This is a genomic window from Desulfonauticus autotrophicus, from assembly GCF_055381725.1.
In genome coordinates this window covers 1,748,224-1,770,892 of the sequence record NZ_AP042395.1, presented here as the reverse complement: position 1 = coordinate 1,770,892, position 22,669 = coordinate 1,748,224, and the positions used below count along the sequence as shown (strand labels likewise).

The window sequence follows — 22,669 nt, the reverse complement described above, 5'->3', positions numbered from 1 at the left end:
GATTATCCTTTATCCGCAACTAGAACAGTTTCCACCACTACAACCAGCACAACCAGAGCTACTAAATCCGCTACTTCTGGAACTGGCAGAGCTATTGCTGGAATTGAGTACAATGGGGCCACCAGTCTTAAACCTACAAGCAGACATGAGTTTGCTTACTTCCTTTGCCCCACACTTGGGACACTTTACCTCTTCATCCTTTAAAACCAGTTCTTCAAACTCTTCTTTGCATTTGTCACATACAAACTCATAAATGGGCATTTAATAAACCTCCTTATAGTCCAGGTATTTTTCTAAAGATTCTCCATCTTCAAAGAGAAAATAGTCAATTAGGTCGCAAAGTACATGTCCTATGGTGATGTGTACTTCTTGAATAAGGGGAGTATTGGTGCTGGGTACGGCAAAAAGGTAATCACAGTGATCTGCCATTAAGTTCCCTTTTTCCCCGGTAAAACCTATGGTGAGAATATTTTTTCCCTGGCTACAGCCAGGGCAGTTAAGATGTTGGCACTTTTTCCAGAAGTGGAAAAGGCCAGTAAAATATCTCCTGGCGTGCCCAGGGCCTTTATTTGTTTTACAAAAATGTCAGAAAAACAATAATCATTGCCAATGGCAGTTAAAATAGATGTATCAGTGGTCAGGGCTATAGCTGGTAAGGGGGGGCGCTCCAGTTTATAGCGGTTAACAAATTCTGCCGCTAAATGCTGGGAATCAGCTGCACTTCCTCCATTGCCACAAAGGAGAATTTTTGATCCCTTGGTCAGGGCAGCCGCAATGACTTTGGCTACTTCCAGCAGGATATTTTTATTTTCTTGCCAGAATTTTTCTCTGACTTTGGCCCCTTCCAAAAAATGTTTTTCTCCTCTTTTTAGGGCCTCACTATCCATAAGCTAAATTTCTCCCTCGGTGTAAAAAAACGACCTTTTATCTATTTTTTAACTTTTTAACCTAAAAAAAATCTTTACTCTTTTCCTGCTTTTAGGTTAGTAATACTGGCACTAGATTAACAATTTTGTTCAATTAGGTTTGTTGATAAAAAAATAAAAGCCAAAAGTAAATAGCAATTTCTTTATCTTTAATGCTTTTATTGGGATTGGCAAGCATTTTGCCAGAATAGTTTTGGGGGAGGCTTTAAGTTAAACTTTATTAAATAAAGGAGGTCTAGGGTGAGGAAGTTTTTAGCAGGTTTGTTAACTTTTCTTTTTCTCTTTAGTACGATGGTGGCCTTTGCTGCAGACACCATTAAAATTGGGTTTAATATTCCTTTGACCGGAGATATTCCCAAGGTAGGGGAAGCTTCCAAGTTTGCAGCTGAAATGCTCAAAGAGGATATTAACTCTAAGGGTGGGCTGGAAGTAGGTGGTAAAAAGTACATGTTGGAATTTATTTACGAAGACAATGAGTCCAAGGCAGAGTCTGCGGTTAGTGCTGCTTTAAAGCTTATTGAAAGGGATCAGGTCCTGGCCATTATTGGACCTAACTCCAGTAAGCAGGCTGTTCCTGCTGGGCAGGTGTGTAATGACAACCGTACTCCCATGATTTCTCCCTGGTCCACCAACCCTGACACCACCAAGGATCGTCCCTGGGTTTTCAGGGCTGCCTTTTTAGATCCTTTCCAGGGCCCTGTAGCAGTGAACTTTGCTTCCAAGACCTTTAAAGCCAAAAAGGCTGCTGTTCTTTTTGCCTTGGATAATGACTATTCCAAAGGCTTGGCTGAAATTTTTAAGTCCGAGTGGGAAAAGAAGCACGGTCCTGGCACTGTAGTGGCCTTTGAAACCTATGCCAGCAAGGACCAGGATTTTAGCGCTCAGCTAACCAAGATTATTGCTGCTAAGCCAGACTTTATTTTCTTGCCAGACAACTACAATGAGGTAGCCTTGATTGTAAAACAGGCTCACGATCTTGGCTGGAATGGTCCTTTTATGGGCTCTGATGCCTGGGGTTCTGCTGAACTCATGAATCTTTGTGGAAATGACTGTGTTGGGCATTATTTCTCCACTCACTACGCTGCTGCTGGTGCCACTGGTGCTACCAAGGAATTTATTGACCGTTATACTGCCAAATACGGCTATGTGCCCGATGATGTAGCTGCCCTTACCTGGGATGCTACCCGTTTGGTCTTGCAAGCTATCCAGGATGCTGGTAAGATTACTGGAAATGTGCGCAAAGACAGAAAAGCTATTCGTGATGCCTTGGCCAACATTAAGGAATTTAAGGGTATTACTGGTACTATGAAGTTTGATGAACAGGGCGATCCCATTAAGTGTGCTGTAGTAGTTAGAATTAGTGAAAAAGGCGAATTTCTTTTTACTGAATCCGTTTGTCCTTAAAAAATAGTAGGTAGAAATAAAAAAGAAGCGCGCCTTTTGGGTGCGCTTCTTTTTTATCTAAAAATAAGAAAAGAGGTAAGTTAAGTGCTAGAAAGTGTAATTCAAAACATCTTAAATGCCCTGCAGTGGGGAAGTTATTATTCTCTCATTGCTCTTGGTTATTGTCTGGTTTACGGAGTTTTGCTGTTAATTAACTTTGCCCACGGCGATATTTTTATGGTGGGCGCTTATATTGCCTTTTTTGTCTCTACCTTGCTTTTAGGTCATTATGGTTTTTTGCCTTTTGCTTTGCCTAAAGGCTTGGTACTAGCTTTAACTATTCCTTTGACCATGTTTTTAACTTCTTGTGTGGGTGTTTTTATTGAGCGAGTTGCCTATAGGCCACTTAGACGAAAGGGAGCCAATCGTCTTTATGTGGTAATCACTGCTTTAATGGCAGGTTTGATTCTGGAAAATGGGAATTTGGCCCTTTTGGGTGCAAGTAGAAAAAAATTTCCAGAACTTTTAGATAAGACCATTTACACTTTTGGAAACATTGCCTTTACCAATGTAAAAATCATTGTTATTTTAGCTGCTTTTCTGGTTTTTTGGCTTTTACATTTTATTGTTACCAAGACCAAAATAGGCATGGCCATGCGCGCCATTTCTTATGATAGATTTGCGGTGCCCTTAATGGGTATTCCTGTAGATACTATTATTGTATTTACCTTTGTTCTTGGTTCTTCCATGGCTGCTATTGCGGGTATTTTGTTTGCCATGTCCTATCCTATTTTAGACCCCTATATGGGCGCAATGGTGGGCTGGAAGGCCTTTATTGCTGCGGTTGTAGGTGGAATTGGAGATATAAGAGGCGCTTTTGTAGGTGGATTTATTTTAGGTTTTGTAGAAATTTTAGTAGTTGCCTTTTTCCCCTCTACCTTTAGAGACCTTATAGCTTTTACCATTTTGCTTATTATTTTGAGTATTAAGCCAACAGGTATTTTTGGCGTGGCCAAGACTACAAAAATTTAAGAAGGGGTTGGATTTTAATTATGCGTAGATTTACTGTTCCTCTTTTGGTTTTGCTTTTGTTTGGTGTTTTAATTGGGCTGGCTTATTATGATAAGCTGGACCTTTATGTACAGTCAGTTTTAATGTTTATGGGGATTAATATTATTTTTGGCAGTAGTTTAAATATTGTTAACGGCTATATGGGGGAATTTTCCTGCGGGCATGCTGGATTTATGGCAGTAGGTGCCTATGTCTCTTCTGTTTTGAGTGTGCTTTTCTTTGCCCAGGATAAGGTTTTTGGCGCTCCTCTTTTACCTCCAGAATATGCTATTTATGGTTTTCCCATTATCGTTATAATTGCTTTTATTGCTGCAGCCCTAACTGGTTTGCTGGTGGCTTTACCTTCTTTTAAAACCAGGGGGGACTATTTGGCCATTATTACCATTGCAGCTAACTATATTATTATTACTACTATTATAAATCTTGATTTTATTGGTGGGCCCAGAGGATTTATGGGCATGAAGAGTGTTATTTTTGCCATGGAAGATGTGGCCTTCTTGCCCTGGATGTTAATCTGGGTTTATATTTTTACCATTTTAAGTATCTGGGCCATTTATAGGTTTGTAAGCTCCACCTATGGCAAAGGGATTATAGCCATTCATCAGGACGAAGTGGCTGCAGAAATTATGAGTGTAAATACCAATAAGATGAAGCTTATTGCCTTTATGTTTTCCTCTGGTTTGGCTGGAGTTGCAGGAGCCTTATTTGCCCATGTGCTTGGTTATGTTAATCCCAACTCTTTTAATATTTTAAAATCTACAGAAGGTTTAGTAATGGTTTATTTGGGAGGTATGGGTTCTTTAAGTGGATCGGTACTGGCAGCTATTTTGTTTACCTTTCTTTTAGAACTGCTTAGACCTCTCCAGATTATCAAATGGGTGGTTATTCCTTTATTATTGATTATTTTAATGCAGTTTAGGCCAGAAGGTATTATGGGTAATCGTGAACTTTCTGATATTTTCCCCAGACTTAGAAAATTTTATCAATTCAAATAGGTGGAAAAGATATGGCATTACTGGAAATAAAGAACCTTACTCAATATTTTGGTGGCCTTTGTGCCTTAACTGAATTCAATATGACCATAGAAGAAGGAGATTTGGTTGGACTTATTGGGCCCAATGGTGCAGGTAAAACCACAGTATTTAACCTGGTGAGTGGGTTTTATCAGCCTACCCGGGGAGAGATTATTTTCAATGGTAAAAATATTGCTGGATTAAAACCGCATCAGGTTACAGCCCTGGGTATAGCCAGGACCTTTCAGAATATAAGGCTTTGGCATGAGATGAGTGTTTTGGACAATATCATGATTGCCCAGCACTATAACCTTGGCTATAGCTTGAAAGATTTGTTTTTGCGTACCAGACGCTATCAGGAAAATGAAAAGCGTATTCGCGACGAAGCTTATAAGTTTTTGGAAATTATGAATTTAAAAGAATACGCTTTGGAAAAGCCCAAAAACTTACCCTATGGTATGCAAAGAAAGGTAGAAATTGCCAGAGCTCTTTCTGTAAAACCCAAGCTATTGCTTTTAGATGAGCCTGCTGCAGGCTTAAACTCGGCAGATGTAAAAGAACTTATTGAACTCATAAGCTGGATTCACAAAGAATTTAAACTGACTATCTGGATGATTGAACACCAGATGACTGTGGTGATGAGCCTTTGTTCCTGGTTAAAGGTTATAGACTTTGGAGCTACCATTGCTGAAGGTACTCCTGAGGAAATTCAAAATAATCCAGAAGTAATTAAAGCTTACTTGGGGGATGGGAAAATATAATGTTATTAGAAATTAAGAATTTAAGAGTAAAATATGGCAACATTGAAGCCCTGCATGGGATTTCTTTTGGAGTAAAAAAGGGAGAGATTGTCACGTTGATTGGAGCCAATGGTGCAGGTAAGACCACTACCTTGCATACCATTACCAGAGTGCCTCCGCCAGAAGGCCCCAGGGTGGTAGAAGGAGATATTTTATACAAAGGTCAAAGCATGTTAAAGGTAGAGCCCCACGATGTGGTGCAGAAGCTAAAAATAGCCCTGGCTCCAGAAGGAAGGCATATTTTTGGCAACCTTACAGTAGAGGAAAATCTCAAGTTAGCCACCTATGCCAGAAAGGATGTGGAGCGCATACCCAAGGATTATGAGCTGGTTTATCGCTTGTTTCCCAGGCTTTACGAAAGAAGAAAGCAAAGAAGTGAATCTTTAAGTGGTGGTGAACAACAGATGCTGGCTGTAGGGAGGGCATTGATGACAGGGGCTAATTTTTTACTCCTGGATGAACCTTCCATGGGATTGGCTCCTTTGCTTATGTATGAAATGTTCAGGGCCCTAAAGGAACTCAATCAAAAGGAAGGGATTACTATCTTGCTTATTGAACAAAACGCCAAATTGGCTCTGGAGTTTGCCCACCGGGGATATGTGCTGGATACAGGCGAGATTGTTCTGGCTGGAGACTCCAAAGAACTTATGAACAATCCTGAGGTGAAAAAGGCTTACCTGGGAGGCTAGTTGCCAATTAAAAGGACCTTTTTTTTACAACAGGGAAAGAGTATTATTTTGATTGGAATGCCAGGCTCAGGCAAGACCACCTTGGGCAGGGCGCTGGCCAAAAAACTTTCCTGGGCCCATGTGGATACAGACTTTATTTTACAGGCCTGGTGGGGAATAGACTTAGAAACTTTGCGCAATAAACTGGGATTAAAAAATTTTTTACAGGCAGAAGAAGAAACCATTTTGAGCTTAAAATTAAATCGGTGCGTGATTTCTACGGGCGGAAGTGTAATTTATTCTCCTAAGGCCATGGAATATTTAAAGCGTTTGGGGCATATTGTTTATTTACAGGCCAGCCTGAAGACCCTAAAGGAGCGCATTGCCCTGGCTCCCTTAAGAGGACTTGCCTTAAAACCAGGTCAAACCCTGGAGGATTTGTATAAAGAGCGCACTCCCCTCTATGAACAATATGCTCAGTTTAGGGTGCATACAGAAAAGAGCTTAACTACTTGTTTAGATGAGATTTTAGCATGGTTAAATTAAAAAGAACTCCCAAGACCAGGATATTTTTGCAGCTAGCCAATCTTTATAAGCGCATGGAAGAAAGTTATGAAGAGCACGCCCGGGCTCTGGGCTTGAGTTGTGCAGGTTGTGAAGATAATTGCTGTACAAGTTATTTTCATCACCATACCTATATTGAATGGGCCTACTTTTGGGAAGGATTTAAGCGTTTACCTTCAGAGCAGCAAGAAGCCATTGAGCAAAGGGGCAAGGAGTATGTAGAGCACCTAAAACAATCTTTGCTTGCAGGTCAAAAGCCCAGTTTGATGTGCCCGGTAAATGAGAAAGGGCTTTGTGTTTTGTATTCTCACCGCTTGATGATTTGCAGGCTGCACGGCGTTCCCAATTTTTTTCTGCAACCTGGAGGAGGGATTAAAGAATTTCCTGGCTGTTTTAAAAGTCAAAAACTTGTGCAAAGCCAAAAACAGGTAAAGCTTTTGGACCGTACTCCCTTTTACCAAGAACTGGCAGAGCTGGAGCTAGCCTTTTTAGGCAGCAAGCGCAATAAAGTCCCCAGGGTAAAACTAACTTTAGCTGAAATGATTGTCCTGGGCCCTCCCCAAGTGTGATTTCATTTACTTTCTCTTTTTATTCTCTTCTTGTTTTTAAAATCTTTTTTTCTTGCCAATAACAACTTTTTGGTTTTAAAATAAGGATTATGAAAAAAATAATTCTTATTTTGGGGCTGTTACTTTTTCTTTGGGGTTGTGGTGAAGAATCTTCCCTGCCTTTGAAGCCAAAGCTGGTTCAAGGCAAGGTTTTTACCCTTGAGCAAAGTAAGGTTCTCTGGGGCCAGAGTTATCCTGGCCAGATAGAAGCCAGGGAAAAGGTGTTTTTAAAGGCCCTTTCAGCCGGGAAGATAAGTGGATTTGCAAAAGAAGAAGGGGAATGGATTGAGAAAGGAGAGTTAATAGTAGAGATAGACACTACTTTTTTACAAAAGGAATTAAAATTACTGGCAGCAGAGATTAGGAGCTTAAAAGAAGAGTATAATATTGCTTTAAGCAAGTTTAAACAAGCTGAAAGGGATTATAATAGGTATGTAACTCTTTTCCAGAAAAAAGTTATTAGTAAACAGGAACTGGAAAAAGAGAGCTGGAAAAAGAGGTTTTGGAAAAGAGTTTAGATTCTATTCAGGCCAAGCTGGATGGTCTTTTAGCCAAAAGGGAATCTTTGGAGCATCAACTAACCTACAGTCAATTGAAGTCTCCTGTATCTGGTTATTTATTTAAAAAGCTGGTGGATAGAGGAAGCATTGTCAGTGTGGGGCAAGACCTGGCAGAGATTTATGAAAAGGAGAAACTTTGCTTTTTTACCCAGATAGAAAGTAAGTTTTTTGAGAAAATAAAAAAGAGTGATAGATTCCTGGTTTATTTTCCTGCTCTTACTAAAAGTCTTTTTTTACCGGTCTGGGAAAAGGTACCCTATTCTTCCTTTGCCAGCCAGACCTTTACTTTGCGCTTAAAGGTAAAGGAAAATCTCCTACCTGGCACTTATGGAGAGATGTTTTTACCTCTGGGAGAGAAGAAGGCACTTTTGCTTCCCTTAAAGGTGATAGGTAAGAGAGGCGGCCTAAATTATGTTTATGTGCTGGATGAGAAAAATATTTTACACTACCGCCTGCTTGCCCTTGGCGATACTTATGGGCAGCAAGGAGAGAATTTTTTAGCCAGTGCTGAAGGAGAGTGGGTAGAAGTGCTTTCCGGGCTTGAGGCTGGAGAAAGGGTCTTCTTAGAAACAGAGAAAGCAGAAGAAGGGGCTTTGGTAGATGTCCAAAGCTGAGCATGATTTTTTAAGCAAGATTACTTCCTTTTTTGTTGATTCCAAACTGGTCCCTTTAGTTATTATTTTTTGTCTTTTTTTAGGTCTTTTTGCCCTTTTTAACACTCCTAGTGAAGAAGAGCCTCAAATTGTGGTTCCCATGATAGATATCTTTGTCTCCATGCCCAAGGCCTCACCTGAAGAGATAGAGACCAGGGTTGTGTATCCTATGGAGCGACTGCTCTGGGAAATCCCTGGAGTGGAATATGTTTATTCCCAGGCAATGGAAGGAAGTGCCTTGACCACGGTTCGCTTTTATGTGGGAGAAGATGAGGAAAAGAGTCTTATTCGCACCTATGCCAAACTATATCATCACCTGGACTGGATTCCCCCTGGCTGTTCCATGCCCCTTTTAAAGCCCAAGTCTATCGATGATGTGCCCATTGTGAGCCTGACTCTCTGGAGTTCAAAATACACTCCAGCCGAGTTAAGACAGTTTGCCCTTTCTTTAGAAGAAGAGATAAGAAGTATTTTTGGGGTATCAGAAGTAGAGATAAAGGGCGGGAAAAAACTACAGGTTAAGATTTTACTCAATCCTCATAAGCTGGCGCTATTTGGCCTGGATTTGGAAGATGTAGCTCAAAGGCTGGCTGCCTTAAATCAAGGAGGCAAAGTAGGAGAGTTTACCCAGGATAATTATACCTTTACCGTAAAAGTAGATGGCCTTTTTAATAATATGCTGGAGTTAAAACAGCTTTTACTTTTTCTAAAAAGGATAAGCCTATTTATCTGGGGGATGTAGCCAGGGTAGTTTTAGAAGGCGAAGAAAATAAAAACTATCATTTTTTTGTACCTGGCTTAGCCAGTAAACACAAAGAACTACGCGGTCAGCTTTTTCCAGCTGTTACTATTGCTATAGCCAAAAGAAAGGGTTTTAATGCCACCTCTTTGGCCAAAGCAATTATACAAAGAGTAGAACTGGTAAAAGGTAAAGCCTATCCTCAGGATTTAAATATATCTGTTACGCGTAACTATGGCCAGACCGCCAAAGAAAAGTCAGATGAACTGCTGGAGCATCTTTTTATTGCAACCTTTGCCGTGGCCTTGCTAATAGTGTTCTTTTTGGGAGTAAGGGCTAGTTTTATTGTAATGATTGCCGTGCCTGTTACTCTGGCCATAACTTTATTTATCTACTATTTTATGGGCTATACCCTAAATAGGGTTACGCTTTTTGCCCTTATTTTTTGTATAGGTATTTTGGTAGATGACCCCATTGTGGATGTGGAAAATATTGTCAGACATATTCATTTACCAGAAAATAAAAATAAGCCTTTTCGAGATATTATTGTTGAAGCAGTCAATGAAGTCCGAAGCCCTTTGGTCTTGGCTACTTTTACCGTAATTGTAGCTCTTATGCCCATGGCCTTTGTGCGGGGGCTTATGGGCCCTTATATGCGGCCTATGCCCATTGGGGCTTCTTTGGCCATGTTTTTTTCCATGGTGGTGGCCTTTATAATTACCCCCTGGAGTGCCTATCATCTTTTAAAAGTTTCCAAAGCACAAAAACACGAGCACAAAGAGGATGTTTTTACCAGGATTTATCGGCAGATAATGGGGTACTTGTTGAGCCGTAAATTACACTTATATTCCTTTTTAGGGTTGGTGGTTCTTTTATTCCTGTTAAGTGTGTCTTTAATTTACTTTAAAAAAGTTTATATAAAAATGCTGCCCTTTGACAATAAAAGTGAGTTTCAGTTGATTTTTGACTATAAGGAAGGGACTTCTTTAGAAGAAAATTTTGCTTTGACTTCTAAAATAGCCAATCAATTGAAAACTATTCCAGAAATAGAAAACTATCAGCTTTATATTGGGACCAGTGCTCCCTATAACTTTAATGGTCTTATCAGGCATTATTACTTGCGAGCAGGGAGTAATGTGGCTGATGTTCAGGTGAATTTACTGGATAAACACAAACGAGACAGGCAAAGTCACCAAATAGCCAAGGAAGTGCGGAAGTTGATTGCTTCTCTGGTAGACAAAGACAAGGTAAGGACAAAAGTAGCGGAAATTCCACCAGGACCTCCAGTATTACAGACTCTGGTCCTGGAAGTATATGGTCCGAACTATAAAGGCCAGATAGACCTGGCCAGGCAGTTATTAACTATATTTGATTCTACTTCTGGTATTGTGGATAGTGATTGGTACATGACAGAGGAACAAAAAGAAGAAGTCTTTAAAGTGAATAAACTAAAAGCAAACTCTTTAGGCATAGGTGTAGATAGGATTTATGCCCTTTTAAGTACTAGCTTACAGGGAAAGGTGCTTGGGCTTTTTCATCAACCAGAGTTTAGAGAAGATGTCCCTTTGTTTTTACATCTGGATAGATTCAGGCGCTCTTCTTTAAGTGATTTATTGGCCTTAAAGGTAAGAGGTGCCAGGGAACTTGTAGAATTGGGAGAAGTGGTAAAGGTAGAGCAAAGGGAAGTACCTTATCCCATTTATCATAAAAATTTACTGCCCGTGGTTTATGTTACGGGAGATGTGACTGAGCCAGAAGAGAGTCCTGTGTATGGGATGCTTAAGATAAACCAAAAGCTAAAAGAGAACTTTCCCAGGTTAAAAGTGTTATACACCAGTTTGCCTTCTGACAAAGAAAAGAACACAGTAAAGTGGGATGGAGAGTGGCAAATTACCTATGAAGTTTTTAGGGACCTGGGCCTGGCTTTTGCCGTGGCTATACTTTTAATCTATCTTCTGGTGGTGGGCTGGTTTAAGTCCTATCTTACTCCTTTGACCATTATGGCTCCTATCCCTCTTTCTTTAATTGGAATTATTCCTGCCCATTACTTGTTTCAGGCCTTTTTTACAGCGACTTCTATGATTGGTTTTATTGCTGGAGCCGGGATTGTGGTCAGAAATTCCATTATTTTAGTGGATTTTATAGAATTGAGACTGGCTGAAGGCGATGATTTAAAAAGTGCAGTGATTGAAGCTGGTGCAGTTCGCTTTAGGCCCATGCTCTTAACAGCCCTTTCTGTGATTGTGGGCTCAGCAGTTATTCTCAAAGACCCTATCTTCCAGGGACTGGCCATTTCCCTTATGGCTGGAGAAGTGGCTGCCACCCTGTTTTCCCGCCTGGTAGTGCCAGTGCTTTACTTTCGGAGCAAGCTAAGATAAATACTGAATAGCTAGGAGTTATAAAAGGAGGATATTTGATTGTGCTAAGCAGTTTAAATATATTTAAAAATTTTATTTCTGGTGTAGAAGAAAGCTTGCAAGTGGGTATTTGGATGTTAGATACTTCTTCTAAGCAGGTTTTTCTTTCAGAAAAAATAAAAGCAATGTTTAATATTGAATCTTTAGATGATATTTTAAACATCAAATATTTTCTTGAAATTTTTCCAGAAGAAGAAAAAACTTTTCTTTGTAAAAAAATAGAAGATATATTAGAAGTAAAAAAAACTGATTTTGTCTATGATAGAATTTTTTATATAGGAGATAATTGCTTTAAGCATACTTTAGGTCATTTTAAAGATGAAAAAAAATCAATACTTGTTGGTATAGTTAAAGAATGTTCCTTTTTAGAAGGTATTGACTATAAAAATGTTTTGCTTGAGTTTATATTTAAACATAGTATTGAAGGTATAGTTATTACTGACGATAAAGCTAATATAATAAATGTAAATCCTGCATTTACTGAAATTACTGGTTATACTAGAGAAGAGGTTTTAGGGAAAAATCCCAATATACTTAAGTCAGATAAACATACTCAGGATTTTTATAGGCAAATGTGGGATGATTTATTGACTAAGGGTAGTTGGGAAGGAGAAATTTGGAATAGAAGGAAAAATGGAGAAGTTTATCCGGAGTTTTTGAGTATTAAAGCAGTAAAAGATGCTAAAAATAAAACTATAAACTATATCTCTATGTTTATAGATCTTAGTGAACAAAAAAAGATAGAAGATAAATTTAAATATTTTCGTTTTTTTGACCCATTAACAGGTCTTATGAATAGAGAATTGTTTTTAAATAAAATAAAAGAAAATTTGGTAAATTGGAAAGATAAGTTTTGTTTAATTATAATTGATTTAGATAATTTTAAAGACATAAACGAAGTATTTTCTTATAGCGCTGGAGATGTAATTTTAAAAGAAATTAGTGATAAGTTAGTTTCTTTAGTTGGTCAAAAAAATGCTGCTCGCATAGGAGAGGATAGTTTTGCTGTAATTTACAGTTTTAAAGATAGTTTTCAAATAGAAAGTATAATCTTTGAGATAAAAGATACTTTGAGTAAGATAAGTATTAAAAATACAATTTTGAATTTGAGTTGTTGTTTGGGAGTAAGTGTTTACCCAGAAGATTCTCAGGACCCAGAAGAATTGTTGCGCTTTGCTGAAACTGCTTTAAACAGGGCAAGAAGAGAAGGATATGGTAAATATCGTTATTTTAATAAAGAAATGTATGAAAGAGCGAAAATAAAGATAGATAAAATAGCTACTTTGAAAGAAGGTATCAGACAAAAGGAGTTTATTCCTTTTTATCAACCAAAAATTGATTTAAAGAGTAAAAGAATAGTTGGTTTTGAAGCCCTGGCTAGATGGCAAAAAACAGAGGGAAGGGTAATTACTCCTGCCGAATTTATTCCCTTGGCTGAGCAAGAGGGGTTTATCCTTCCTTTGACCTTTTTGCTTTTGGAACGCATTGCTCAGGATTTGAGAGTTATTTATCATAATTATCCAGAAAAAAAGATTTCTTGTGCGGTTAATCTGTCTTTGGCCTGCTTTGAAGAAGGAATGGATTGGATTCTTTATTTTAAGGAATTGGCTACAAAATATAGCCTTCCTTTAACTGCCTTTCAGGTGGAAATAACAGAAAGTATATTAATGCAAAAAGAAAGGCTTATGGTAGATATTTTAAATAATTTAGCTGAAAATAAAATATTAGTTTGCCTGGATGACTTTGGTAAAGGTTATTCTTCTTTATATTACTTAAAAAATTTACCAATTCATCTAGTTAAAATAGATAGGTCTTTTATTGTAGATTTGAAGTCAGGGACTAAAGAAGAACAGTTAGTAAAAGCTATTATTGAAATGAGTAAGGTATTAGGTATAAAAGTGTGTGCAGAGGGAGTTGAGCAGGGAGAGCAACTGTTTTTACTCCAAGCTTTAGGTTGCGATATTGTGCAGGGATACTATTTTAGTCCTCCTCTGGACTTTAAAAAAATTTTAAATCTATTGGCTAGCCTGGATTTTAATCTCCCAGCTAGCCAATAACCTTTTATTTACTGGAATTTTCTTCTTTTTCTAAGTTTTCAATAACTTTTTTCAAATCCAGAATGCTTTGTTCCAATTCTTTAAGGGCAGCAATGGATAACTGCATTAGTTGATTAGTCTCTTCTCCTACTGCATTTACATCTAGAGTTTTTCTGCTGATTTCCTCTGTAGTGGCAGATTGCTCCTCAGTGGCAGTAGCAATGGCCCTGATGCTGTCAGCAGTTTTTTCTGTTAGTTCAACTATGGTCTCTAAGGATTTGCCTGTACGCTCTACTATTTCCTGGCTTTGGGCAATAATGTGGGCTACAGAGTTTACCTTTTGAATATTTTCTTGAGTGCTGTTTTGGATGGTTTCAATGGCCTCGCCCACCTCTTTGGTTGCAGACATGGTCTTTTCAGCCAGTTTTCTTACTTCATCTGCAACTACGGCAAAACCTCTACCTGCATCACCTGCCCTGGCAGCTTCTATGGCTGCGTTTAAGGCCAGTAAATTGGTTTGATCTGCAATGTCTTCTATTACATTGATTACTTTGCCAATTTCCTGAGCTTGCGAGCCCAGGTGATTGATATCTTTTTGCATATTTTTGGCTTCTTGTTGTACTTCCTCCATAAAGGAAGTGGCTTTTTTAGCCAGGCTAAAGCTTTCAGAAGCCTGGTTTTGACTTTCTTCTGCCAGATTTGCAGCCTGAGAAGAGTTTTTAGCTATTTCCAGAACTGTTGCATTCATTTCTTCCATGGCAGTAGCTATTTCCTGGAGCATGTTTTTTTGCTGTTTTGTGTTCTGTAAGGTCTTTTCACTATTGGCTTTTAAAGCCTGGGCATTTTTTTCAATAACTCTATTTACTTCTTTTACCTTTTGGGCTGCCTCCATTCTACCTTCTTGAGCAGCCTTTTGGGCTTGCAAATTGGCTTTCTTAGCTTCTTCCAGGGCTTGTTGAGCTTTTAAGGTGGCTTGCTCTGCTTCTTTGGTCTTTTCCAGGGTTTCCTGGATTTTATTTTTTAGATTTTGAACCATTAAAGCAAAACTAGCAGCAAGCTCTCCTATTTCATCTTCACTTTGAAAGTCTATTTTTGTATCTAAATCTCCTGTACTTATTTTTTTAGAAGTTAAAGTTAACTTACTTAAAGGTTTAAGGACAGATTTATTTACTACAAAAATTCCTAAGAGCAAAAAGAGAATGAGAATTAAAAATACACCACCTAAAAGAATGTACTCTAAATGTTTGACTTGTGTAATCTGGTCTTTAGCATCAACAATGTAAGTCATAACGCCGATGGTTTTGCCACTAAAATCTTTTATGGGAAAAGTTGCTATGCTGTAGTTTTCTTTTAAGGTTAGAAATAGTTTTTCTGTACCTTGTTCCAGCCAGGAAGGAATAATCATCTGGTTTAATTCGCTGTTGGGCGCATAGACTTGAACAAAATTTCCTTTAAGAGGATATTTTTTTGGGTCCTGTAGTTTTGTGGCTATGGGCAGGTGCTCCTGGAGCATATAGACTGCTAAGTACTCTTTTTGATTTTTTATAGCTGCTTTTAGTACTGAGTTGAAATTAACCAGGGTTTCTACAGAGCCTAAGTAATGGTTTTCATCCAGGATAGGGACAACCCCGCGCAGGGAAAAGCCACCTCTTCCAATCTCTATGCCTAAAACCTTTTCCTGGGTTTTAGATGTAGTCATTACTGTTTGGCGAAAAGAGGAAATATCATCGGAAATATCTACCCACCTATCTCCTTTCCTGGCATTTTTTTGGCGCCACAAGCGAACCAGGCTTCTACCATTGGGAAGATGAAAGTGAAGTTGTAATTTTTCTCCCAGGATACTTTCATATCCAGCTAGAATGTCTTTTAGGGAATTTCTTAAAAGTTCCCGGGCTTCCTGGGCTTTGGGGTCAGACTCATTATCTATATTCCCACTTAAAGCCAGTTCATAGGCTTTTTTTACTTCTGGCAATTTAACAAAAAGGGAGGATATTTTAATTGCTTCCTGGGAGGCCAGGGTGAAGTAGCTTTCTACTTCTTTAGCTTTGTTGCTGGCAATTTGTCTTAAAAAGCTGGAGGTAAGGCTTGTTAGCTGAAAGTGGAAGAAAAAATAAATAAAAATAGCTAAGAGGATACTACCAAGAGTAAGGGGAAAAAATTTTTCCTTTTAATTTTAATTGGAAGTACATTTGGTTCCTCCCAGGATAGTAAAAAAAGAGAGGGGAAGCTTCCCCTCTCTTTTAAGTTTTTTAGAGTTTCTTTATCTGGACAAAGTGTTCTTGCAGAGCAATGGCTCCTCCTGCAGGATCCCAGATGTCTAATCCACCTGTCATCAATTTGTGGTCAGCTACGCCTCTGTTTCTGGCTTTGGTTTCAGGAGGAGTGGCAGAGTCAAACCCATGGACCATAAAGATGGCTTCAGGATGAATAAAAGGAGTTACAAAGGCCCTGGTTTTTCCTTTATAGCCATTGGCTCCAGACACTTCTATTAAATCACCATCCTGAATACCCATTTTGTCAGCCACTTCTTTATTTATCCAGACCACATTTTCTGGCATTTGCTCCACTAAAAGGGCATTGTTGATGGTATGTCCCTGGGTATGAACTGGGCTTCGGCCTATGGTAAGCCTAAACCAGCCTTCTTCTGGGCTGGGCTTGGATTCATAGGGCTTTAGGGAAGGAATGCCTGCTTCTTCCCATTTGGGATTGATGATTTCAATTTTTCCCGAAGGGGTTTTAAAGGTAAGGTTATCTCGGTCTATATAAAGGGGTTTATCTGTGAGCATGACCATGCCATTTTGATTAAAGTCCTCTATCTTAACTCCTGTACCTTCCAACTGGAAGTTCCAGATTTCTTCAATGGAATTAAAGCTCAGTTGTTCAATACCTAAGGCCTTGGCTAGTCCAGCAATAATTTCCCACTCGGCCTTGGTGTTGTAGCGAGGCTCTACAACCCTCTGGCGTCGAATAAAGTGGGGTTTAACTCCCTTTTTGGTGGCCAGGATGCTTTCCCTTTCCAGGTAAGGGGAAAGGGGAAGGACCACATCTGCAAACCAGGCTGTTTCTGACCAGGAAAAGGTAATGGAGACAATGAGTTCTAGTTTGTCTAAAATTTGCTTCAGGCGTTCTGGGTCAGGAAAAGCCATTAAGGGGTCGTGACGGAAACAAAGATAGGCTTTTAAGGGATAGGGGTCTTCCTCTTCAATGGCCTTAAAGGCAAGGTGTAAAAGTCCTGGACCTGCATCAAAGTGTTTGTACTTCCAGCCCACTCCATCAGCTCGCTTTTCTTCTGGTTTGGGGAAAAGGGCTGCCAGGGAGTTTAGTCCCTTACGGCCACAGTCTTTGGGAGTCATGGCCCAGGCCAGACCACCTTTTGCGCCAATGGAGCCTAAAAGGGCATTGATGATATAAATGGTTCTGGAAACATAAAAGGAATCCTTATAACGGGCATTGTTCCAGCCAGGATGCCAGATGACTGAAGGACTGGCTGCTGCTAGTTCTTGGACAAACTCCTTAATGGCCTGGGCAGAAATGCCTGTTTCCTGCTCTGCCCATTCAGGAGAGTACGGCTCTACAAAGGACCGTAATTCTTGAAGTCCATTAAAATATTTATTTACAAATTTTTTATCATAGTATTCTTTAGCCAGGATTTCGTGAATGACTGCCAGGTTAAAGGCATAGTCTGTACCTGGCCTGATTAAAAAGAAATTGTCTGCCTTGCCTGCAGTAATGGTTGCCCTCACATCTATAACTGTAAGCTTGCAGCCTTTTTCCAGGGCATCCATAAGGCCCACACATTCACTTACATTTATGGCTTCAAAGATGTTTCTGGTTTGCAAAATAACATGCTTGGCATTCTTAAAGTCATAAACCACGCCTTTTCGGCCAAAACCAAAGAGAGATAAGGCAGCATGCTGAACATTTCTGGCACAGGTGGCATCGTGATTACAATAATTAGGAGTCCCCAGGGCTTTAACAAAGGCTTTATTTAAGTCAGCAAAGGGTCCGCCTCGATCTGACCAGAGGATACTTCTGGCTCCATATTGGGCTGTGATGTCTTTTAGCTTTTCTGCCACATAACTAAAAGCCTCGTCCCAGGAGGCCTTGCGCCATTTTCCTTCGCCTCGCTTACCTTCTCTAATCAGAGGATATTGGGGCCTTTCAGCATCTTCAATCAAGGCCTTGCCTGCTGCTCCTCTGGCGCATAAACCTCCTCGCACCCCACTTTGGCGATTACCCTGGATAAACTTAATCTCTCCGTCCTCCACATCTACTTCTATGGGACAACGAGAAGTACACATCCCGCAAATAGAATATTTTTTTTCCATAAACCTGACCTCCTGGTTTTTTCACTTTTTAACTCTTTTTACTTAGCTTATTTAAAGGGTTGTGACAAGCCAAAATACATTTGTGAGAGAAATAACTTTTTATCTATTTATTTTATAAATGTTTTTATTATTAATCGAGAGATTTTGTCTTTGAAAAGCTATTTCTATTGTGAAAGAAAGCACTTACCGAAAATAATCTTGACAAGTTTTTGCGCTTTGTGTTTAGGCTGAAAAAACTAGAAAATGTTTTAATGGGCTTTTTAGGTAGTTAAAAAAGGAGTTAAAATAATGATTTTTTCCTGGCTACATGTGGCAATTATTCTGTTTTTAGGGGCTGGTGTTCTTTTTGCTGGAGTACCTCTTTTGGCTTCCTTGCTTTTGGCGCCCAAGTGTAAAGATGAAGAATTGTTATTACCTTATGAGTGCGGACTCAGGCCCTATGGCACATCCTGGGTTCGTTTTGGAATTAACTATTATTTTTATGCCCTTCTCTTTTTAGCCTTTGATGTAGATGTGCTCTACCTTTATCCTGTGGCTGTGTATTACCCTTTTAGTGAGGGATTTTTGCCTCTTATCGAAATTTTTCTCTTTGTCTTTATTTTGGGGTTAGCTGTTATTTATTTCTTTAAGAAAGGAGTATTTTCGTGGCCAAGACGCATCAAGGTTTAGAGTGGAAAAAGAAGCTGGGGGAAATGGAGCCTCCGCTTATAAACTTATCTCTTACCCAAAAATATCTGGACATTTGCCGCTCCATGTCGCTCTGGCCCATGACCTTTGGGCTGGCTTGTTGTGCCATTGAAATGATGGCTGTGGGCATGGCCAGATTTGATATAGCCAGGTTTGGGGCTGAAGTGTTCAGGCCTTCTCCCAGGCAATCAGATGTGATGATTGTGGCTGGTACAGTGAGTAAAAAAATGGCTCCCATGGTGGTGAGGCTTTATGAACAAATGCCTGCACCCAAGTGGGTCATTGCCATGGGAAATTGTGCCATTTCAGGCGGTCCTTTTTATTTTGAGGGGCAATATGGAATCGTAGAAGGAGTAAATAAGCTTATTCCTGTAGACATATATGTACCGGGTTGTCCTCCCAGGCCAGAGGGTTTGCTGGAAGGGCTTTTTAAGTTGCAGGAAAAGATAACTGGAAAGAGATGGTGGCCCAAGGTGGAGGAGATAAATGAGTAAGCAAGCAGATAGTTCCATATGCGCCTATGCCTATTGTTCGCACGAACAAACAGGTTATGAAAAACATTTTTCATTACTCCAGCCAGTTTGTTGCAACATGTGCAGAAATTAGATGAACTGGGTTATTTTTTGGAAGATATTACCTGTATGCAGGTTAAAGAAGGTTTTTTGCTCACCTATCACTTTAATAGATGGGAAAAGCCTGGTCGTCTGGCCTTACGGGTTTTAGTTGTAGAAGAAGATAAGACCATTGACTCCATTTCGTCCATTTATCCTGGAGCCTTGTGGCATGAAAGGGAGTGTTATGATTTTTTTGGGATTGTATTTAAAAATCATCCCAGTTTAATCCCCTTGCTTTTACCTCCAGAAATGGAAGAAAGGCCTCTTTTAAAGTCTTCTGAGAAGTTAAGGGATTTGTATGAGCTTTTGCCTGGGTGTGAACAGGTATTACACGCTCCCAGAGATGAGGAGTTTGGACAATTTATTAAAGAATGCAGCCAAAAGGGAAAATAGCTTATGTTTGATTTAGAATTAGGTCTGGATTTAAGTGGGGATTTTTATACCCGTCATTTTCAGCCCACTCCTTCTGAAGACACCCTGATTTTAAATATGGGGCCTCAACATCCCTCTACCCATGGAGTTTTGAGGGTGATTCTGGAAATAGATGGTGAATACATCCTGCGAGCAGAGCCAGTGCTGGGTTATATTCACCGCATGCAAGAAAAGATGGGCGAGGTTAAGCGTTATGAGCAATACCTTCCCAATATGGGAAGAGTGGATTACCTGCATGCGCTTGCCTGGAACTGGGCTTATGTGGGCGCAGTGGAAAGGCTTATGGGCCTGGAAGTGCCCAAGAGGGCTGAATATATCAGGGTTATTACCTGTGAGCTCAACCGAATCAATTCCCACTTGCTGTGGTGGGGGGCCTATCTTTTGGATTTGGGTGCTTTTACTCCCATTATGTATGCCTTTCAGGATAGAGAAATTGTTATGGATATTTTACAAAGGGTAAGTGGTTCCAGGCTTACCTATTGTTATTATCGCTTTGGAGGAGTCAGTCAGGATATAGACGATATTTTTATAGAAAAAACAAAGGAGTTTTGTGCCTACCTTAAACCCAGGTTAAAGATGTATAAGGACCTGGTTACAGACAACATTATTTTACGCAAGCGGGTGGAAGATATTGGTATTATAGAAGAAGAGACCCTGCGTAAATATGGCGCTACAGGCCCGGTTTTAAGAGGCTCGGGCATTAAGTATGATGTGCGTCGCAAAGAGCCCTATTCTGTTTATTCTGAACTGGACTTTGAAATACCCACTGCTTCTTCCAAAGATGCCTTGGGGCGCTATCTGGTGCGAATGCAAGAAATAGAAGAAAGTTTGAAAATCATTGAGCAGGCCCTGGAAAAGATACCTCCAGGTCCACATATCTCTCCCCAGGCTCCCAGAAGGCCCAAGCCTCCCAGGGGAGAAGTTTACTTTGCTGTGGAAGGAGCCAGAGGAGAGATAGGAGTAAATCTGGTAAGTGATGGCTCTGCCTATCCTTATCGGGTGAAGTTGCGCTCTCCCAGTTTCTCTAACCTCAGTATGTTTCCAGAAATAGCCAAAGGTACTTTGTTGGCAGATGCTGTTTCTATTTTGGGTAGTTTGGATTTAGTAATACCGGAGATAGATAGATGATAGATTTAAGCACAATTCCTAGCCCCCTGGTACAAATAGTTATAGGTTTAATAGGTGTATTGGCCTTTGTGGGTTTAAATGGCCTGGTATGCGTATACCTGGAAAGAAAGGTTGCTGGACACATTCAGAGAAGACCTGGTCCCTTTGAAGTTGGTCCCCATGGAATTTTGCAGCCTTTAGCTGATGCTGTAAAGCTGGTAGCCAAGCAGATGATTACTCCCAAGGGTGCAGACCCTATTTTATACTGGGCTGCCCCGCTTATTTCCTTTGCTCCGGCCATTGCCTGTTTTTTGCCCTTGCCCTTTGGGCCTAAACTCCAGAATGTTTCCATTAATGTGGGTCTTATTTTAATTCTGGCTTTTAGTAGTTTAAATGTGCTGGCTTTGTGTTTGGCTGGCTGGAGTTCGCAAAATAAGTGGTCTTTGCTGGGCGCAGCCAGAGACATTGCCCAGTCTGTGGCCTATGAAATCCCTCTGCTTTTATCCTTATTGCCTATTATATTACTTACAGGCTCTCTTAATTTAGCAGAAATTACGCAAACTCAGGGTCCCTGGCCCTGGCAATGGCTGGTGGTCAAGCAACCCCTGGCTTTTATTATCTTTTTTGTCTGTGTGTTTGCTGAAACCAACCGGGCTCCCTTTGACCTGCCAGAGGCAGAAAGCGAACTTACTGCTGGCTTTCATACGGAATATTCAGGTATGGGGTTTGGTTTGTTCTTTTTAGCTGAATATTCTTATATGGTCGTAGGGTGTGCCCTGGCTTCTATTCTTTTTTTGGGTGGTTATCAGGGACCAGTAGCTTCTGGCTGGTGGTGGTTTTTGCTCAAAGTTTATGCTTTGTTATTGGTTATGATGTGGGTTCGCTGGACCTATCCCAGGGTGCGTTTTGATCAGCTTTTAAATTTGGCCTGGAAGTGGTTTATCCCCCTTAGTTTGCTAAACATATTAATTACAGCTTTGGTGGTGAAATTATAATGATAGGAAGCAAATTAAAAGAGACTTTTGATGGGGTAGTAAGTCTTTTAATAGGGCTCAAAATAACCTTTAAAAATTTTCTAAAGCCCAATCTAACTGTTCACTATCCACGCAAGACAGTTAAACCAGAAGAATTAACAGGATATAGAGGGCATATAGAACTGGTGCCCAAACCAGAAAATCCCTTTGTGCCCAGGTGTATAGGTTGTGGGTTGTGTAGGGATATTTGTCCTTCTGGCTGTATTGAGGTGCGCAGTAAAAGAATAGCAGAAGAAAAAGAAATTCACACTCCTCACTTTGGTTTGCAGGATACCCCTTTGGATTTGACCCGTAAGGTAGCTCCACCTCAAAAGACAAAGATAGAAATTGTTTCCTTTGAGTTAAATTACAATTATTGCAGCTTGTGTGGACTTTGCGTGCAAAATTGTCCAGCAGGCTCGCTTAGATTTTCCAAAGACATTTATCTGGCCAGTTTTAGTTCCAGAGACTTTGAGTTTGATTTATTAAAAAGATTGGAAAAACAGGCTCAAGCCCGATTAAAAGAGGAAGAAGAATGGACAAAATAGGTTTAGGAGTGTTCTTGGCCCATGTTTTAATTATTGTGGCAGGAGGCCTTGTAACGGTTTTTGCCAGGAGTCTGGTCAGGGCCTTAACCGGACTTATTGCTACTTTATTTGGCGTGGCTGGCCTTTATTTTTTAATGGCAGCCCCTTTTATAGGGGTTATGCAGGTGCTTATTTATGTGGGCGCAGTAAGTATCCTCATCTTTTTTGCCATTGCTTTTACCAAAAGCTCTCATCTGGGCGAAGAAGCCAGGCCTAGAAAACAAAGCCAGTGGTTTTTTCTGCTCAGTGTCCCTGGCCTGGTAATTTTTAGCCTGGGCTATCTGTTAATAAAATTTATCCCCCAAGGTTTTCTCCAACCTCAGGAGACCCAGGTAAAGGATTTGGGCGGTTTTTCCTGGGACCTTATATGTTACCTTTTGAACTGATTTCTTTGGTCCTCCTGGTAGCAATGATGGGTGCGGTGATTTTGGGTTTTGAGAAAAAAATCAAGAGAGAGGATTAG

21 protein-coding genes and 2 pseudogenes are annotated in these 22,669 nt (G+C 40.0%); 19 read left to right on the top strand and 4 right to left on the bottom strand.

Annotation, left to right across the window (positions count from 1 at the left end; all coding sequences use genetic code 11):
* Positions 1 to 9: 9 nt before the first annotated feature.
* Positions 10 to 261 carry an FmdB family zinc ribbon protein gene (locus ACZ42F_RS10020; protein ID WP_464278877.1) on the bottom strand — a complete coding sequence of 84 codons (252 nt, stop codon included), beginning with the start codon at positions 259 to 261 and terminating at the stop codon, positions 10 to 12.
* Positions 262 to 887: pseudogene (locus tag ACZ42F_RS10015) on the bottom strand (D-sedoheptulose 7-phosphate isomerase).
* A 330-nt stretch (positions 888 to 1,217) separates the two neighbouring features.
* Between ACZ42F_RS10015 and ACZ42F_RS10010 the strand changes: the two are divergent.
* From ACZ42F_RS10010 to ACZ42F_RS09955, 12 genes are all read left to right on the top strand, one after another.
* Positions 1,218 to 2,330 (top strand): ABC transporter substrate-binding protein, encoded by a 1,113-nt coding sequence (locus ACZ42F_RS10010; protein WP_464280254.1) that lies wholly within the window; start codon positions 1,218 to 1,220, stop codon positions 2,328 to 2,330.
* Between the two features lie 84 nt (positions 2,331 to 2,414).
* On the top strand, positions 2,415 to 3,341 hold the full coding sequence (locus tag ACZ42F_RS10005; protein WP_464278876.1) for a branched-chain amino acid ABC transporter permease: 927 nt from the start codon (positions 2,415 to 2,417) through the stop codon (positions 3,339 to 3,341).
* 20 nt (positions 3,342 to 3,361) lie between these two features.
* Positions 3,362 to 4,375, top strand: a complete 1,014-nt coding sequence (locus ACZ42F_RS10000) for a branched-chain amino acid ABC transporter permease (RefSeq protein WP_464278875.1) — start codon at positions 3,362 to 3,364, stop codon at positions 4,373 to 4,375.
* Between the two features lie 11 nt (positions 4,376 to 4,386).
* Positions 4,387 to 5,154, top strand: coding sequence for an ABC transporter ATP-binding protein (locus ACZ42F_RS09995; RefSeq protein WP_029967795.1), 768 nt, complete (start codon positions 4,387 to 4,389; stop codon positions 5,152 to 5,154).
* Positions 5,154 to 5,882, top strand: coding sequence for an ABC transporter ATP-binding protein (locus tag ACZ42F_RS09990; RefSeq protein ID WP_029967797.1), 729 nt, complete (start codon positions 5,154 to 5,156; stop codon positions 5,880 to 5,882). Before ACZ42F_RS09995 ends, ACZ42F_RS09990 begins: the two co-directional genes overlap by 1 nt.
* A complete protein-coding gene (gene thrB / locus ACZ42F_RS09985) occupies positions 5,883 to 6,407 on the top strand; it encodes a homoserine kinase (protein WP_035260262.1) in 525 nt (174 codons plus the stop codon).
* A complete protein-coding gene (locus ACZ42F_RS09980) occupies positions 6,395 to 6,994 on the top strand; it encodes a hypothetical protein (protein WP_029967803.1) in 600 nt (199 codons plus the stop codon). The genes thrB and ACZ42F_RS09980 overlap by 13 nt, the downstream gene beginning before the upstream one ends.
* Positions 6,995 to 7,083: 89 nt before the next feature.
* Positions 7,084 to 7,551: a hypothetical protein gene (locus ACZ42F_RS09975; RefSeq protein WP_464278874.1), complete on the top strand. Its 468-nt coding sequence runs from the start codon at positions 7,084 to 7,086 to the stop codon at positions 7,549 to 7,551.
* Positions 7,536 to 8,207: an efflux RND transporter periplasmic adaptor subunit gene (locus tag ACZ42F_RS09970; protein ID WP_464278873.1), complete on the top strand. Its 672-nt coding sequence runs from the start codon at positions 7,536 to 7,538 to the stop codon at positions 8,205 to 8,207. The genes ACZ42F_RS09975 and ACZ42F_RS09970 overlap by 16 nt, the downstream gene beginning before the upstream one ends.
* Complete coding sequence (locus ACZ42F_RS09965; protein WP_464278872.1) at positions 8,194 to 8,988, top strand: efflux RND transporter permease subunit; 795 nt, start codon at positions 8,194 to 8,196, stop codon at positions 8,986 to 8,988. The genes ACZ42F_RS09970 and ACZ42F_RS09965 overlap by 14 nt, the downstream gene beginning before the upstream one ends.
* The gene (locus ACZ42F_RS09960) at positions 8,970 to 11,363 is read left to right on the top strand and encodes an efflux RND transporter permease subunit (RefSeq protein ID WP_464280253.1); all 2,394 of its coding nucleotides are present in this window, start codon (positions 8,970 to 8,972) and stop codon (positions 11,361 to 11,363) included. The genes ACZ42F_RS09965 and ACZ42F_RS09960 overlap by 19 nt, the downstream gene beginning before the upstream one ends.
* A gap of 41 nt (positions 11,364 to 11,404) precedes the next feature.
* On the top strand, positions 11,405 to 13,459 hold the full coding sequence (locus ACZ42F_RS09955) for a putative bifunctional diguanylate cyclase/phosphodiesterase (protein ID WP_464278871.1): 2,055 nt from the start codon (positions 11,405 to 11,407) through the stop codon (positions 13,457 to 13,459).
* A 4-nt stretch (positions 13,460 to 13,463) separates the two neighbouring features.
* Here the strand turns inward: ACZ42F_RS09955 and ACZ42F_RS09950 are convergent, their stop codons facing one another.
* Positions 13,464 to 15,410: a methyl-accepting chemotaxis protein gene (locus tag ACZ42F_RS09950; RefSeq protein WP_464278870.1), complete on the bottom strand. Its 1,947-nt coding sequence runs from the start codon at positions 15,408 to 15,410 to the stop codon at positions 13,464 to 13,466.
* 277 nt (positions 15,411 to 15,687) lie between these two features.
* A complete protein-coding gene (locus ACZ42F_RS09945) occupies positions 15,688 to 17,766 on the bottom strand; it encodes a molybdopterin-dependent oxidoreductase (RefSeq protein WP_029968636.1) in 2,079 nt (692 codons plus the stop codon).
* Between the two features lie 288 nt (positions 17,767 to 18,054).
* Between ACZ42F_RS09945 and ACZ42F_RS09940 the strand changes: the two genes are divergently transcribed.
* The 7 genes and pseudogenes from ACZ42F_RS09940 to ACZ42F_RS09910 all read left to right on the top strand — a co-directional run bounded on the left by ACZ42F_RS09940 (position 18,055) and on the right by ACZ42F_RS09910 (position 22,669).
* Positions 18,055 to 18,435, top strand: a complete 381-nt coding sequence (locus ACZ42F_RS09940) for an NADH-quinone oxidoreductase subunit A (RefSeq protein ID WP_464278869.1) — start codon at positions 18,055 to 18,057, stop codon at positions 18,433 to 18,435.
* Positions 18,436 to 18,458: 23 nt separating this feature from the next.
* Positions 18,459 to 18,947 carry an NADH-quinone oxidoreductase subunit B gene (locus ACZ42F_RS09935; RefSeq protein WP_464280252.1) on the top strand — a complete coding sequence of 163 codons (489 nt, stop codon included), beginning with the start codon at positions 18,459 to 18,461 and terminating at the stop codon, positions 18,945 to 18,947.
* An 87-nt stretch (positions 18,948 to 19,034) separates the two neighbouring features.
* Positions 19,035 to 19,460 carry an NADH-quinone oxidoreductase subunit C gene (locus ACZ42F_RS09930; RefSeq protein WP_464278868.1) on the top strand — a complete coding sequence of 142 codons (426 nt, stop codon included), beginning with the start codon at positions 19,035 to 19,037 and terminating at the stop codon, positions 19,458 to 19,460.
* Positions 19,461 to 19,463: 3 nt separating this feature from the next.
* The gene (locus ACZ42F_RS09925) at positions 19,464 to 20,627 is read left to right on the top strand and encodes an NADH-quinone oxidoreductase subunit D (RefSeq protein ID WP_029969748.1); all 1,164 of its coding nucleotides are present in this window, start codon (positions 19,464 to 19,466) and stop codon (positions 20,625 to 20,627) included.
* Positions 20,624 to 21,601 carry an NADH-quinone oxidoreductase subunit NuoH gene (gene nuoH / locus ACZ42F_RS09920; RefSeq protein ID WP_464278867.1) on the top strand — a complete coding sequence of 326 codons (978 nt, stop codon included), beginning with the start codon at positions 20,624 to 20,626 and terminating at the stop codon, positions 21,599 to 21,601. The genes ACZ42F_RS09925 and nuoH overlap by 4 nt, the downstream gene beginning before the upstream one ends.
* Complete coding sequence (locus ACZ42F_RS09915; RefSeq protein WP_464278866.1) at positions 21,601 to 22,167, top strand: 4Fe-4S binding protein; 567 nt, start codon at positions 21,601 to 21,603, stop codon at positions 22,165 to 22,167. Before nuoH ends, ACZ42F_RS09915 begins: the two co-directional genes overlap by 1 nt.
* Positions 22,155 to 22,669: pseudogene (locus ACZ42F_RS09910) on the top strand (NADH-quinone oxidoreductase subunit J family protein). The gene ACZ42F_RS09915 and the pseudogene ACZ42F_RS09910 overlap by 13 nt, the downstream one beginning before the upstream one ends.

Bases quoted from the DNA above. Each gene is read 5' to 3' on its own strand.
- ACZ42F_RS10020 (WP_464278877.1), bottom strand. From the start codon at position 261: ATGCCCATTTATGAGTTTGTATGTGACAAATGCAAAGAAGAGTTTGAA.
- ACZ42F_RS10010 (WP_464280254.1), top strand. From the start codon at position 1,218: ATGGTGGCCTTTGCTGCAGACACCATTAAAATTGGGTTTAATATTCCT.
- ACZ42F_RS10000 (WP_464278875.1), top strand. From the start codon at position 3,362: ATGCGTAGATTTACTGTTCCTCTTTTGGTTTTGCTTTTGTTTGGTGTT.
- ACZ42F_RS09995 (WP_029967795.1), top strand. From the start codon at position 4,387: ATGGCATTACTGGAAATAAAGAACCTTACTCAATATTTTGGTGGCCTT.
- ACZ42F_RS09990 (WP_029967797.1), top strand. From the start codon at position 5,154: ATGTTATTAGAAATTAAGAATTTAAGAGTAAAATATGGCAACATTGAA.
- ACZ42F_RS09980 (WP_029967803.1), top strand. From the start codon at position 6,395: ATGGTTAAATTAAAAAGAACTCCCAAGACCAGGATATTTTTGCAGCTA.
- ACZ42F_RS09975 (WP_464278874.1), top strand. From the start codon at position 7,084: ATGAAAAAAATAATTCTTATTTTGGGGCTGTTACTTTTTCTTTGGGGT.
- ACZ42F_RS09965 (WP_464278872.1), top strand. From the start codon at position 8,194: ATGTCCAAAGCTGAGCATGATTTTTTAAGCAAGATTACTTCCTTTTTT.
- ACZ42F_RS09945 (WP_029968636.1), bottom strand. From the start codon at position 17,766: ATGGAAAAAAAATATTCTATTTGCGGGATGTGTACTTCTCGTTGTCCC.
- ACZ42F_RS09940 (WP_464278869.1), top strand. From the start codon at position 18,055: ATGATTTTTTCCTGGCTACATGTGGCAATTATTCTGTTTTTAGGGGCT.
- ACZ42F_RS09935 (WP_464280252.1), top strand. From the start codon at position 18,459: ATGGAGCCTCCGCTTATAAACTTATCTCTTACCCAAAAATATCTGGAC.
- ACZ42F_RS09925 (WP_029969748.1), top strand. From the start codon at position 19,464: ATGTTTGATTTAGAATTAGGTCTGGATTTAAGTGGGGATTTTTATACC.
- nuoH (WP_464278867.1), top strand. From the start codon at position 20,624: ATGATAGATTTAAGCACAATTCCTAGCCCCCTGGTACAAATAGTTATA.
- ACZ42F_RS09915 (WP_464278866.1), top strand. From the start codon at position 21,601: ATGATAGGAAGCAAATTAAAAGAGACTTTTGATGGGGTAGTAAGTCTT.